This is a genomic window from Streptomyces cahuitamycinicus, from assembly GCF_002891435.1.
Classification (GTDB): domain Bacteria; phylum Actinomycetota; class Actinomycetes; order Streptomycetales; family Streptomycetaceae; genus Streptomyces; species Streptomyces cahuitamycinicus.
The window spans coordinates 1-12,320 of the sequence record NZ_POUC01000235.1; the positions used below are offsets into that span (position 1 = coordinate 1).

12 protein-coding genes and 2 pseudogenes are annotated in these 12,320 nt (G+C 72.4%); 6 read left to right on the forward strand and 8 right to left on the reverse strand.

The features are described from left to right. Positions 1-194, forward strand: a pseudogene (locus C1J00_RS26875) (ribonuclease HI); the annotation flags it as partial. Here the strand turns inward: C1J00_RS26875 and melC2 are convergent. Further along, positions 195-1,016 carry a tyrosinase MelC2 gene (gene melC2, locus C1J00_RS26880; RefSeq protein WP_102911603.1) on the reverse strand — a complete coding sequence of 274 codons (822 nt, stop codon included), beginning with the start codon at positions 1,014-1,016 and terminating at the stop codon, positions 195-197. 32 nt (positions 1,017-1,048) lie between these two features. Beyond that, the gene (gene melC1 / locus C1J00_RS26885) at positions 1,049-1,414 is read right to left on the reverse strand and encodes an apotyrosinase chaperone MelC1 (protein WP_102911604.1); all 366 of its coding nucleotides are present in this window, start codon (positions 1,412-1,414) and stop codon (positions 1,049-1,051) included. A gap of 346 nt (positions 1,415-1,760) precedes the next feature. Here melC1 and C1J00_RS26890 point away from each other — a divergent pair. After that, positions 1,761-2,937 (forward strand): annotated as a pseudogene (locus C1J00_RS26890) (FAD-dependent monooxygenase). Here C1J00_RS26890 and C1J00_RS26895 read toward each other — a convergent pair. Next, entirely contained in the window at positions 2,870-4,708 is a 1,839-nt protein-coding gene (locus C1J00_RS26895) for a cholesterol oxidase substrate-binding domain-containing protein (RefSeq protein WP_245936522.1), read from the reverse strand. The pseudogene C1J00_RS26890 and the gene C1J00_RS26895 sit on opposite strands and share 68 nt — an antisense overlap. Positions 4,709-4,846: 138 nt before the next feature. Here C1J00_RS26895 and C1J00_RS26900 point away from each other — a divergent pair, with 138 nt between their 5' ends. After that, on the forward strand, positions 4,847-5,830 hold the full coding sequence (locus C1J00_RS26900; RefSeq protein WP_102911610.1) for an aldo/keto reductase: 984 nt from the start codon (positions 4,847-4,849) through the stop codon (positions 5,828-5,830). A 9-nt stretch (positions 5,831-5,839) separates the two neighbouring features. On the opposite strand, the gene C1J00_RS26905 is transcribed toward C1J00_RS26900, so the two are convergent. Further along, a complete protein-coding gene (locus tag C1J00_RS26905) occupies positions 5,840-6,187 on the reverse strand; it encodes a hypothetical protein (protein ID WP_102911606.1) in 348 nt (115 codons plus the stop codon). A gap of 196 nt (positions 6,188-6,383) precedes the next feature. Between C1J00_RS26905 and C1J00_RS26910 the strand changes: the two genes are divergently transcribed. Next, positions 6,384-6,854, forward strand: a complete 471-nt coding sequence (locus C1J00_RS26910; RefSeq protein ID WP_102911611.1) for a DUF6328 family protein — start codon at positions 6,384-6,386, stop codon at positions 6,852-6,854. 224 nt (positions 6,855-7,078) lie between these two features. Here C1J00_RS26910 and C1J00_RS26915 read toward each other — a convergent pair whose 3' ends face one another. Both C1J00_RS26915 and C1J00_RS26920 read right to left on the reverse strand, forming a co-directional pair. Then, positions 7,079-7,504, reverse strand: a complete 426-nt coding sequence (locus C1J00_RS26915; protein WP_102911607.1) for an SsgA family sporulation/cell division regulator — start codon at positions 7,502-7,504, stop codon at positions 7,079-7,081. A gap of 62 nt (positions 7,505-7,566) precedes the next feature. Then, positions 7,567-8,607, reverse strand: coding sequence for a hypothetical protein (locus C1J00_RS26920; protein WP_180989716.1), 1,041 nt, complete (start codon positions 8,605-8,607; stop codon positions 7,567-7,569). Positions 8,608-8,747: 140 nt separating this feature from the next. Between C1J00_RS26920 and C1J00_RS26925 the strand changes: the two genes are divergently transcribed. After that, the gene (locus tag C1J00_RS26925; protein WP_102911613.1) at positions 8,748-9,443 is read left to right on the forward strand and encodes a hypothetical protein; all 696 of its coding nucleotides are present in this window, start codon (positions 8,748-8,750) and stop codon (positions 9,441-9,443) included. Here the strand turns inward: C1J00_RS26925 and C1J00_RS26930 are convergent. After that, positions 9,340-10,311: an LLM class F420-dependent oxidoreductase gene (locus C1J00_RS26930; protein WP_102911608.1), complete on the reverse strand. Its 972-nt coding sequence runs from the start codon at positions 10,309-10,311 to the stop codon at positions 9,340-9,342. The two genes, C1J00_RS26925 and C1J00_RS26930, sit on opposite strands and share 104 nt — an antisense overlap. Positions 10,312-10,383: 72 nt before the next feature. Between C1J00_RS26930 and C1J00_RS26935 the strand changes: the two genes are divergently transcribed. Then, entirely contained in the window at positions 10,384-11,835 is a 1,452-nt protein-coding gene (locus tag C1J00_RS26935; protein ID WP_102911609.1) for a serine hydrolase domain-containing protein, read from the forward strand. Here the strand turns inward: C1J00_RS26935 and C1J00_RS26940 are convergent. Further along, positions 11,827-12,320 (reverse strand): serine/threonine kinase C-terminal domain-containing protein (locus C1J00_RS26940; protein WP_500691488.1); only part of this gene is annotated, 494 nt, incomplete at its 5' end. The two genes, C1J00_RS26935 and C1J00_RS26940, sit on opposite strands and share 9 nt — an antisense overlap.

Here is a 12,320-nt window from a genome sequence, read left to right on the forward strand (position 1 = left end):
CCCCCCGCTCCCGCCCGCGAGGCGGCGCGGCCCGCACCGCCACGGCCGCGGGCGGGAAGGGCTCCGCGCGCACCATCAAGGCGAAGTTCCCCGGCCGCTGCCAGTGCGGCCGCTCGTACGCGGCAGGCGAGCCCATCGCCAAGAACGACAGCGGCTGGGGCCACCCGGAGTGCCGCGAGGGCGTGAGCGTCTGATCAGACGTCGAACGTGTAGTGCGGCGTGTGGTCCAGCAAATCCGCCGGGCTCATGTCGTGCCACGGCCGCATCGTCTCGTTGAGGTCGATCACGTTCGGCGTGCCGGAGACCGGCAGATAGCCGGAGCCGGGGTGCCGGCGCTGCCACTCGGCCCACAGCTTGTCTATGTACGCGTGATGCAGCCAGAACACCGGGTCGTTGGGGGAGACCCCGGTCGCCATCTGCCCGCCGACCCAGACATGGACGCGGTTGTGCAGGTTCACGCCCCGCCACCCTTCGAGGTGGTTGCGGAAGCCGTCCGAGCCGCTGTTCCAGGGCGCCATGTCGTACGTGGACATCGACAGCACCGACTCGACCTCTGCCCGCGTGGGCAGCTCGCGCGTACCGGAACCGAGGGAGCGCCGCAGGAACGTACGGCTGTCCACCCGCACGTTGACCGGCCAGTTCCCGACGGACGCGGAGAACGGCCCGTCCGTCACGCGGCCGTCCCGCTCGCGCCCGGTCCCCCCGAGGAAGTCGGGCGCCCACAGCGAGGCACGCGGCGTACGGTCGACGGTCCAGTCCCAGTAGGGCAGTGACACCGAGGCGTCCACCGACTGCAACGCCCGCTCGAACTCCAGGAGGAATCTTCGGTGCCAGGGCAGGAAGGACGGTGAACGGTGCCCGGTCCGCTCGCCGTTGTCGGTGTCGGAGACGATGAACTCGTTGTGCGTCGTGACGAACTCGTCGTAGCGGCCGCTGCGCTTCAGCTCCAGCAGCGCGGCGACGAAACGCCGCTTCTCGTCGGCGGTCAGGGTGGACTGGTTCTTGCGGACAGCCATGTGCGGTTGCTCCAGATGCCTTGCGGGGCGGGTCAGTTGGCAGGGAAGGGCAGCAGCGGCGCGCCCTGCAGCTCGTCCACCGCGGCGCGGGCGGCGGCCCGCGGGGTGGCCACCGGGTCGTAGTGGCTGACGACGCTGATCCAGCTGCCGTCGGCGTTGCGCATCACGTGCAGCTCCACGCCGTCGACGAACACCGCGTATCCCGCGCCGTGGTGGTGGTGACCGGACCCGGTGGCCGGCCGGCCCTGTATCCGGCGGCCCTTGTAGACCTCGTCGAAGGTCCCGGGGGAGCCGTGGTGCCCGGCGGCCGAGGCCGGGATGACTGCGGACAAGGTCCCCGCGCTCGTGGCGAGGACGGCCGCGGCGGTGAGCGCACTGCGACGGCTGAGTTCCGGCATGCGGACCTCCAGAGGTGGGTTCGGCTGATGTCCCCGCATGCCTACCGGCCCGCCCGCTACCGGGAGAAATCCACGCGAGCCGGTTGGCTCTGATCCAGGCAATTCCCCTTATGTCGTGCAAGGTTGAACGAAGATGATCTTGCTGCGAGACGCCTGTGCGCGAGTGCGGAAGGGGAAGTTCCACCCGTGCGGGGTGCTGTGGCGGATGTTTCTGCCGGTGCGGCACGCTGTCCGTGGTGCGGGTCACGTCGGGAAACTGGCGCGATTCGGCGGTCCGGTCGGCGGCCTCGCATACTGCTACTCTGCGTCAGCGATCGACGGCTCTCGGTCATTCTCAAGGGTGTGCGTGAAGGTCGCCTGTGTCGGCGGCGGGCCCGCCGGTCTGTATCTCTCGATCCTGCTCAAGTGGCAGGGCCCCTCCCACGACGTCACGGTCTATGAACGCGATCCGGAGGGTTCCACCTACGGCTGGGGCGTGACGTACTGGCGTGGACTGCTCGACCGGCTCCACGAGCAGGACCCCGAGTCGGCGGCCCTCCTCGACGCCGGCTCCGTCCGGTGGAGCGAGGGCGTCGCCCACGTCCGGGACCTGACGACCGGCACAGCGGCGACCAGGGGCACGGCATCGGCCGCCACCGGCTGCTGGAGATCCTCGCCGCCCGGCCCCGCGAGCTCGGCGTACGCCTGGAGTACGAGCGCGCGATCACCGTCGGCGACCTGCCCTCCGGTGTCGACCTGATCGTGGCGGCCGACGGCGTCCGCAGCGCCCTGCGCACCCGCCACTCCGCGCACTTCGGAACGCGGCTCGCCCCCGGGCGCAATCAGTCGTGTGGCTCGGCACCACGAAGGCCTTCGACGCCTTCACCTTCGCCTTCGCGGAGACCTCCCACGGCTGGATCTGGTGCTACGGCTACGGCCCCGACCGCAGCACCTGCGTCGTCGAGCGCGCACCCGAGACCCGGGCCGGGCTCGGACTCGACCGGGTGAGCGAGGCCGACGGCCGGGCCCCTCGAAGGTCACAATCTGCTGGGCCGCCCCGGCGGCACCCCCTGGCAGATGTTCCGCACCCTCACGAACGACACCTGGCCCCACGGCAACCTCGTCCTGCTCGGCGACGCCGCCCACACCCCGCACTACTCCATCGGTGCCGGCACCACCTTGGCCCTGGAGGACGCCATCGCCCTGGCCGCCGCGCTGCGCGAACACCCGGAGCTCCCGCGCGCCCACGCCCCGGGCGCCCGCTACGAGCGGGAACGCAAGGCGGCCCTGCTGCCCGCGCAGAGCTTGGCCCGCTACAGCGCCCAGTGGTACGAGAACCTGCCGCGCTACATGCACCTGCCCCCGGAGCGCTCGCGCTGCTCGGCCAGCGCCACTCGCCCCTGCTGCCCCATGTCCCGCCCCAGCTGTACTACCGCCTCGACCGGGCGGCCGGCCAGCTGGAGCCGCTGCGCCGGTTCAAGCGCTGGCTGGGGCCGAAGGTCGCACGGACCGTGCACGCACGGGCGTTGGCCTCCCGGGACTAGCCGCCGGAACCATGGGTGTCGTCGACGCTCGTGATCGATACGACCAGGGGCCGAACAGCCGGTCCAGGAAGGCGTTGCCGTACACGCGGTGCGGATCGAGCCGGTCCAGCGCGGCGTTCGCGTCCGCCCACGCGGCCGGGCCGACCGCCGCCGGGACGGCCCCGCCCAGCACCTCCTGGTCGCTCCACGCGTCGTCGTCCGTGTACGCCCACCCCTTGGACCACTCCACCCGGGTGAGCGCGGACCCGCCGTCGAAGTTGCGCAGCAGGAACCGCTCGATCTCGCGCAGGAACGCCTCCGCGTCCGGCGTGCCCGGCAGTGTCAGGACGTCCAGCCACACGGCCGTGTCCCACTCGGGGTGGTCCTCGGGCGGCCGGAGCGCCGACAGCAGCGGCGGACGGGCCCCGGCCACGCCGGTGTCGGCCGGGTCGTCCAGGCCGGTCACCCGGATCTCCACCGAGCCGTTGACCGGGAAGCTGCCCCGGGCGGCGTACGCCGTCAGCCGCTCCCGGTAGAACGCGGCGAACTCGGAGACGACCCGCTGCACGCGGTCCCGTGCGGTGAGGACCGCGTAGCCGTTGGCGTGCACCTGCAGCGTGGTCGGCTTCAGATACAGCAGCGTGTTCTTGGAGGGCCCCCAGAGGTCGGCGGACAGCGTCGTCACCAGCCCGAGGGCGGCGGCCTCGTACTGCGCGGTGCCGAGCACCGGCGCGAGGTACCAGGCCGCCTCCGACGTCATCCGGCCGACCAGCTCCGCCACCGGAGTGGGGACGTTGTCGGAGAACGGATAGTTGTACGGCCGTGTCACCTTCCGCGAGGTCAGCGGCCGCGTCGGGGAGACGCTCCACACCTTGAGCCAGGGATGCTCGGTGAAGGCGAACCAGATCGCCTCGACCCGCCCCGCCTCGTCCAGGAAGCTCGCGAACGTCCGCCCGCCGCCCGAGCCGGGTGCGGCGAACAGCTCCCCGGCCGGGATGTCCGTGCGGCTCACACACCGCAGGTTCGTGTTCGCGCCGACGCGCAGCACCACCTCGGTGACCAGGGACCGTCCGAGATGCGTCAGCAGCGCGGCGCCGTCCGCCCCGCCGCGCCGGAACGTGCGCAGCACGTACGCGCCGGCCCCGTCGTCCCACACCACGGCCGTGAGGGACAGGATCAGATTGCTGAGCGAGCCGTACGTGTGCCCCGGCTGCCGCTGCTCGCCCCGCGCGGGGACGGCCGTGCCGTGGCCGTCGACGGCCAGGACTCCGCCCAGCGTGAGCACGCCGGGAGCGGGCGCCGCGGTGACGCCGAGGCCGTGCTCCTCCAGGAAGGCGAGCAGGTCCTCCATGGTCACGCCGGTCCCGGCGCGCACTGCCGTCGGGGAGTCCAGGGCGAGATTTGTGAGGTGGACCGTGGTGTCGACCAGGAGGACCGGGGCCCCGGGCGGCGTCCCCTCCGTCACCGTCAGCGGTGACCAGCCGTGTGCGGCGCCCCGGGCGCGCACCCGCCACCCGTGCCGCCACGCCCAGTTGACGACGGCGACCACCTGGCCGGGGCCGTCCGGAGCACAGGCCCACAGACCGTCGGCGGTGATTTCACCGACCCAGTTGCGGTAGGCCGAGCGGTACAGCGCGACGTCCGCCGGGAAGTCCGGCAACTCCGCGGCGGCAGCAGCAGGATCCGCCGGCAGACCGGGCAGCGCGGCCAGGGCGGCGGCGCCGAGAAGGAAGCCGCGACGGGTCCAAGGCGAGGCGTCGGACGGGTGGTTGTTCGCTGAACCGGTAGTCACCGGCGTCACGCTAGAGGCCCGCTTACACGTGACGTGTTCCTGCCGCATTGCCTCACTCGTGTGAGTGAACGGTGTGAGCTCGAGGAGCAGGAGCAGTACCTTCCGCGCGGCGTCGTGACGGATGAAAGACTGACGCTCATGGACGAGCGCACATTCGACAGGTCGGGTCAGCACGCCTCCGTCATCGGTCTGGGCACCTGGCAGCTGGGTGCCGACTGGGGAGACGTCGACGACAAGGAAGCCCTCGCGGTACTGGAGACGGCGGCCGAGGCCGGGGTGACCTTCTTCGACACCGCCGACGTGTACGGCGACGGACGCAGCGAGCAGACCATTGCCGCGTTCCTCAGCGGCCGCCCGGACCTGCACGTCATGGTCGCCACGAAGATGGGGCGCCGGGTCGACCAGATCCCCGCCAACTACGTGCTGGACAACTTCCGCGCCTGGAACGACCGCTCCCGGCGCAACCTCGGCGTCGACCGGATCGACCTGGTGCAGCTGCACTGCCCGCCGACGCCCGTCTACTCCACGGACGAGGTGTTCGACGCCCTCGACACCCTGGTAGAGGAGGAGCGCGTCGCCGCGTACGGCGTCAGCGTCGAGACCTGCGAGGAGGCACTGACCGCGATCGCCCGGCCGAACGTGGCGAGCGTGCAGATCATCCTCAACCCGTTCCGCATGAAGCCCCTGCGTCAGGTGCTCCCGGCCGCCCGCGAGGCAGGCGTCGGCATCATCGCCCGCGTCCCGCTGGCCTCCGGCCTGCTGTCGGGCAAGTACACCCGGGACACCGTCTTCCCGGAGAACGACCACCGCACCTACAACCGGCACGGCGAGGCCTTCGACCAGGGGGAGACCTTCTCCGGCGTCGACTACGCCACCGGTGTGGAGGCGGCGGCCGAGTTCGCGGCGCTCGCCCCCGAGGGGTACACACCGGCCCAGCTGGCCCTGCGCTGGATCGTCGAGCAGCCCGGCGTGACGACCGTGATCCCCGGCGCGCGTTCACCCGAGCAGGCCCGGGCCAACGCGGCCGCCGCCCGCCTCCCGGGACTGCCCGGCGAGACGCTCACGGCGATCCGCGACCTTTACGACCGGCAGATCAAGGACCAGGTCGAATCCCGCTGGTGAGGCCGGTTCTCACGGCTCCAGGAGCAGCTCCCTCTCCTGCTCCTGGTCGCCGGAGGCGGCACCGTCGTCGCGTGCCGTGAACGCCCGGGTGAGTGTGTCGCTCGCCCGCCGCACGGCCTCGGGGCTGCCCTGCATGGTGACGCTCACCGGCGCGGACAGCCGCCCGGAGCCCTCCCCGCCACCGTCGGCGGGACCCGTCTCCCTCTCCCCGTCGAAGGTCGCCGTGTGCACCGTCGCGTTCTCGTCGGCGGGAATCTCGTCCGGCGCCCCGAAGGTGCCTTCCAGGGCGCGGACGACCGTCCGCGCGTCGTCGGCGCCTCCGCCGCTGAGCGTCACGGTGAGCTGCGTACCGGACATGCGTCCACGACCTCCTCGGGCTCTGCGTCATTCGCGCCGTCCGTGTAACCGTCCACTGATCGCTCAAACCGCCGCGGCCCCCGGGACGACGACTCGTTACGGGGAACCCGGGAAAGAGGAGGGCTCGGGTCTCACACCGGGGGCTCAGGTCTCACACCGGGAGGAAACAGTGGCGGACACGGCGGAGGGCGGGGTCATGCGCCGGGGGCGCAACGAGACGGAGGAGGAGAGAGCGGACCGGATGTGGCAGGAACTCATCCAGGAGGTCCGCGTCGCGCAGATGGGCGTGCAGATCCTGTTCGGCTTTCTGCTCACCGTGGTGTTCACCGAGAAGTACGACGACCTCTCCGCCACCGACCAGACGATCTACCTGGTGACGGTCGTCCTGGGCGCCTGCGCGACCGGGGCGCTCATCGGCCCGGTCTCCCTGCACCGCCTCGTCTCCGGGCGGCGCGTCAAGCCCCAGGCGGTGCAACTGGCCTCCCGGCTCACGCTGCTCGGCCTCGTGCTGCTGCTCGCCACGACGACCGCCTCGCTGCTGCTGATCCTGCGCGTGGCGACGCACGACGGCTTCGTGCCCTACCTGGTCGCCGGGGTGGTCGCCTGGTATCTGCTGTGCTGGTTCGTCCTGCCGCTGTGGACGCGGCACCGCTACACGGCGAGGTGACGGTACGGCCGCCCGCTGCCGGCCGGGCACGCGGCGGAGCAGCGACTCGGCCGGGCACGCGCCTGAGGAGCGACTCGGCCGGACACCCGGCCGAGCAGCGGCACCACGGCCGCCCACCATCGGCACCACGGGTTGGGCGGCCGACAGCCGGCTCCTCCCTCGACGCGTCGTGCCGGCCGGAGCGGTGCCTCGGCGTGGGGACGCCCACCCGGGCCGGCCGTGATTCAGCCCCCGGCGAGCACGCCCGCCAGGAAGTCGTCGACGTGGACCTCCTCGCGGCCCGGCTGCACCACGTCGTACGTCTCGCGCAGGAACGCGGCGAACCCCGGCGCCCAGGCGAACACCACCGCGTGGTGCCGTCCCCCGTCGGCGCGGGCGTCACCGAGGAACTCCATGCGCAGCTCCTGCCACATGCCCCGGGACTCCGGGCGCATCCGCACGTCGCCCACCCCCACCGGACGCCGCAGCGCCTCACCGAGCATCTCCCGGTCCAGCTGCCACCGGGCGAGCACGCGGCCGTCATGGCTGAAGACCACGGTGACGGCGAACGGGTCCGCGGCGTCGTAGCTCAGGTGGGCGAGCACGGAGAAACGGTCCGTGTCGCCCGCCTGGAGCTGTACCACCAGGGTCTTGTGGACGAACGAGTTCACGAGAGGGCCTCCGGGAAGAACCGACGTAGAGCCCTCTAGTACCCCCGATCCCGCCGGAATGCTCAGCCGACCGGGTGATTCCCGCGAGCACCGCGCAGCGACTCGATGCAGACGGCGACGGCCCGCTTCAGATCCTCCAGACGCTGCACCATGTCGTCCTCGTAGAACTCCCCGGCGTCGTCGAAGGTCAGCTCCTCGAACACCTTGGTCGCCTTCTGCAGGCTGCTGTAGAACTTCGTGCGCCGCTCCTGCACGCGCAGCCCCGGATCGGCCTCCACGACCTCGACGACGAGGGACTTCATCGCGCCGTACGCCTCGGCGGCCCACTCGCCGGCGTCCTCGCCCTCGTCCAGCTCGTCGATGAGCGACAGGTGCCGCTCGGCCTCCTGGCGCAGGTCGGCGGGCGCGTCGACGGTCTGCCCGGCGGGCGTCTTGATCTGCCCCGACTCGGCGATCTGGCGCACGTAGCCGATCCGGTCGGCCGCCCTGCTCTCCCCGGCGACGGCCTTCTTCAGCTCGTCGGTGCGCACGACGTCACGGGCCAGTTCCGACTGGAGGTCCGGGTCCTCCCGGACCCGGTCCAGCAGGGCCTGCCGGGCCGCGCGGGCGGTGGAGGGGTCGGCGAGGATCGCGGCGCGCAGGGCGGTGGGGTTCTCCGCGACCTCCAGGGCCTTCGTGGGCCGGATGCCCTCCGCCTCGGCGGCCTCGGTGATGGCGGTGCCGCGCTCGGAGGTCGCGCTGTTGCGGGAGACGTAGTAGCTCGGCCACACGTCGGCGTCCGGCAGTTCCACTTCCTGACCCGGCGTCAGCGCCTCGAAGTGCGGGACCATCCCGTCGTCGGCTGCCCGGTCCCACGCCTTGTAGTAGCGCATGACCCGCTCCGGGGAACAGCCGGCGAGTTCCGCGAACTCCTTCGCGGACACCTTCGGCGTCTCGTCCGCGCCCTGCCCGCCGGGCCGCACGCTGCGCGCCACCTTGAGCCCGAAGGCCCACCCCCCGGTCCGGGCGTACGCCCCGAACTCCCGCGCGTCCCGCGCGACCGGGTCGGAGACGGGCGCCGGGGCAGCGGGGGACGTCTCGGGCGGGGTGATGGCTACGGTCACGGACGACTCTCCTGAGGCGGGCGGACGGGACGGCACGAGGTGCGCACGGAAGCCTAGCGGCACCCGCTGACCTCGCCGTTCACCGCCCGGCGCCGTAAAATCGCTTCCTCTGCCGGGCGGGGTGCGTGACAATGGCCGGCATGGTGCGACCCGAGCCGGACGCGGCACTGCGCCGCTGCGTGGAATGCGGTGGGCACATGTACGGAGGCGCGCCCGACTGTGCCGCCTGCCGCGCGCTGGTGGACGGCATCGTGGAGACGGAGTGGGCCGCCTTCCTGCGGCAGCGGGACACCGCCGCGGGCGGCGACCAGGAGCGGGCACTGGCCGAGACGGTCGCGGCCGAACCGCACCGGCACGACTGGCGGATCGTCGACGCCGCCCTCGACCGGCTGGTGTGCCCCGACTGCGGCGCCCGGCTCGCCCACGGCCCGGCCGGCTGCGCCGCCTGCGACCTGGCGCACGGCTTCCGCTACGCCGCGATCGAGACGGACCGTCCGGGCGTCCCGCCCGGCAACGAACACGCGATCCGGGTCAACGTCTCGGTGGTGCGCAGGCCGCAGGTCACCTCGGAGAGCGAAGTACTCGTCCGGCGCCTGCTGTTGCCCCTCCTGCTGGCCGGGTTCCTGCCCACGACCGAGGAGGCCCAGCGGGTGAGCGCGCTCGTGAAGAAGAGCCCCCCGGGCCGGAGGGCTCATCTGGTCGAACGGGCTGTGCAAGCGCTGGCCGACGACTTCAGCCGAACGCGTCACGCAGCGCCGGCAGCAGGGTCTTCTCCGACCAGTCCAGGTACGCCGGCTGCGACTCGCCGCCGATCTGGACGAGGGCGACCTCGGTGAACCCGGCCTCGGCGTACGGGCGGACGGCCTCGACGAACGCGTCCGGGTCGTCACCGCACGGGATGGCGTCGGCGACGTCGTCCTGCGTGACGAACTGGGTCGCCGCCTCGAAGGAATCCGGGTGCGTCAACTCCGAGTTGACCTTCCAGCCACTGCCGAACCAGCGGAACTGGGAGTGCGCCCGCTTGACGGCCGTGTCCCGGTCGGGGTCGTAGCAGACCGGCAGCTGGCCGACCCGCGGCTTGCCCTGCCCGCCGTGCCGGTCGAATGCCTCCAGCAGCCCGGCCTTGGGCTCCGTGGCGATCACCAGGTCCCCGAGCCGGCCCGCGAGTTCGCACGACCGCTCACCGGAGACGGCGACACCGATCGGCGGCGCCTCGTCCGGCAGGTCCCACAGCCGGGCCGACTCCACGTCGAAGTGCGTGCCGCGGTGGTTGACGTGCCCGCCCTCGAAGAGGGCGCGGATGATCTCCACGGCCTCCTCGAACATCTCGTGCCGCACATCGACGGACGGCCAGCCGCCGCCCACCACGTGTTCGTTGAGGTTCTCGCCCGAGCCCAGTCCCAGCCGGAACCGGCCCTCGGACAGCAACTGCAACGTCGCCGCCTTCTGCGCCACCACCGCGGGGTGGTAGCGGAAGGTCGGGCACGTCACGTACGTCATCAGCGGGATCCGTGACGTGGCCTGGGCGGCCGCGCCCAGCACGGCCCACGCGTACGGCGAATGCCCCTGCGAGCGCAGCCACGGGAAGTAGTGGTCGGAGGTCACCGAGAAGTCGAAGCCGGCCTCCTCGGCCCGGACCACATGGTCGACGAGGTCACGAGGGCCGGCCTGCTCGGTCATCATCGTGTATCCGATTTGCACCATAACCCGCGAGTCCCCTGACAGCGGGCCCGGAAACGGCTCGATCAAGGTCGCCGACGGGTGCAGGATGCATCCATGAGTGCTTCCGCCCTGCCGTCCTCCGGACCCGCCGCACAGGGGGTCGACGCCTCCGGAGTCCACGCCTTCCTCGACGCTCTCGAAGCCGCCCCCGAGATCGAGCCGCACAGCCTGATGATCATGCGGCACGGGCAGCTGGTCGCCTCCGGCTGGTGGGCGCCCTACACCGCCGAGCGCCCCCATCTGCTGTACTCGCTGAGCAAGAGCTTCACCGCGACCGCGGCCGCCCTGGCGGAGGCCGAGGGGCTGCTCGACTTCGACGCGCCGGTGATCTCGTACTTCCCGGAGTCCGAGGCCGGCGTCACCGACCCGCGCAGCCGGGCCATGCTCGTACGGCACGTGGCGTCCATGGCCAGCGGCCACCGGCGGGACACCGTCGACGAGGCCTATGGCCGCGACTCCGCCGACCCCGTCCGAGGGTTCCTGCACCTGCCGCCGGACGGCGACCCGGGCACCGTCTTCGCCTACAACCAGCCCGCCACCCACACGCTGGCCGCGATCGTCCAGCGCGTGACCGGCCAGTCGCTGACCGAGTACCTGCGCCCCCGGCTGCTGGACCCGCTGGGCATCGGCGAGGTGGCCTGGCTGCGGGACCGCACGGGCCGCGAGATCGGCTTCAGCGGTCTGCACGCCACCACCGACGCCGTGGCCCGGCTCGGCCAGTTGTACCTGCGCGACGGGCTCTGGGAGGGCGAGCGGCTGCTACCCAAGGGATGGGCCGCCCGGGCCTCGCACCCCCGGATGCCCACCGCCGGGGCCATGGGTGACGAGGACCGGCAGGACTGGGACCGGGGCTACGGCTACCAGTTCTGGACGTCCCGGCACGGCTACCGGGGCGACGGCGCGTACGGCCAGTTCTGCCTGGTGCTGCCGGAACAGGACGTGGTGATCGCGTCGACCGCGGCGACCGAGCGGATGCAGCAGTACCTGGATCTGGTCTGGGAGCATCTGCTGCCCGCGTTCGGCCCCGAGCCGCTGACCGGCCGCGAGGCCGCCGACGCGGAGCTGCACGAGCGCCTGGACCGGCTCGCACTGCCGCCCGCTCCTGGCCGGTCCGCGCCCCCGGACCGAGTCCGGGACTGGACCGGGGCAGCGTTCACGCCTCTGGCGGGGCCGGGACCGATCCGGTCCGCCGGGCTCGCCCAGGACGCGGATGGCTGGAGGCTCACGCTCACCGGAGAAGGGGACCGGCCGGACCGGCCGGACCGGCTCGTCCTCCGCCTCGCACGGGAGGGCTGGACGGTCGCAGAGGAACCCGTCCCGACCGCGGTGAGCGGCGGCTGGACCGATGCCGGCACGCTGTCCGTCGAGGTGGTGTTCCTGGAGACCCCGCACCGTCTGGCGCTGGCCTGTTCCCTCGCGGACGGGACGCTCACCGCGCACTGGCTCACCGAGCCGCTGCACGGCGACCGGCTCGCCGGCCTGCGCGCCCCGCGCCGCTCAGCCTGACTCCGGCCGGAAGGTCTTGAAGAACGTGCGCAAGGCCTGCTGGTTGGCGGCGTCGTCCCAGTCGGCGTCCGGGGTCGTCCAGCGCAGCGAGAAACTCCGGCCGCCGCCCAGCAGGAGACCCCGGCCGAGGGTGTGCACCCGGGTGCCGTCGACGTCCGCGGTCCACTCCATGTCGGCGGCCTCGCGGCCCTGGTACGTCGTCGCGCGGATCGCCCCGATCCGGTCGTAGGCGTCGGCCTGCTTGAGGTTCGGCTCGACGTCGTCCCGCCACACGGCGACGGGGTCCGGACCCGCCTTCTCGCTGTAGGTGACGGCCAGCGTGCGGTCCCCGCCCTCGGTGCCGAAGACGACCCGGTACGCATCGCCCTCGCGGTCGGTGTCCAGCCGCTTGAAACCCTCGGGGAGCGCGACGGAGAAGCCCTCCGGCGCCCGGTAGCGCTGGAAGCCGGGGGGCAGGGCCGTGGCCGGGGCGGACGGCGTGGGCG

Excerpts from the sequence above, each read along its gene's own strand:
- melC1 (WP_102911604.1), bottom strand. The coding sequence starts at position 1,414 with ATGCCGGAACTCAGCCGTCGCAGTGCGCTCACCGCCGCGGCCGTCCTC.
- C1J00_RS26910 (WP_102911611.1), top strand. The coding sequence starts at position 6,384 with ATGCGCCGGGGGCGCAACGAGACGGAGGAGGAGAGAGCGGACCGGATG.
- C1J00_RS26930 (WP_102911608.1), bottom strand. The coding sequence starts at position 10,311 with ATGGTGCAAATCGGATACACGATGATGACCGAGCAGGCCGGCCCTCGT.
- C1J00_RS26935 (WP_102911609.1), top strand. The coding sequence starts at position 10,384 with ATGAGTGCTTCCGCCCTGCCGTCCTCCGGACCCGCCGCACAGGGGGTC.
- melC2 (WP_102911603.1), bottom strand. The coding sequence starts at position 1,016 with ATGGCTGTCCGCAAGAACCAGTCCACCCTGACCGCCGACGAGAAGCGG.
- C1J00_RS26925 (WP_102911613.1), top strand. The coding sequence starts at position 8,748 with ATGGTGCGACCCGAGCCGGACGCGGCACTGCGCCGCTGCGTGGAATGC.
- C1J00_RS26900 (WP_102911610.1), top strand. The coding sequence starts at position 4,847 with ATGGACGAGCGCACATTCGACAGGTCGGGTCAGCACGCCTCCGTCATC.
- C1J00_RS26905 (WP_102911606.1), bottom strand. The coding sequence starts at position 6,187 with ATGTCCGGTACGCAGCTCACCGTGACGCTCAGCGGCGGAGGCGCCGAC.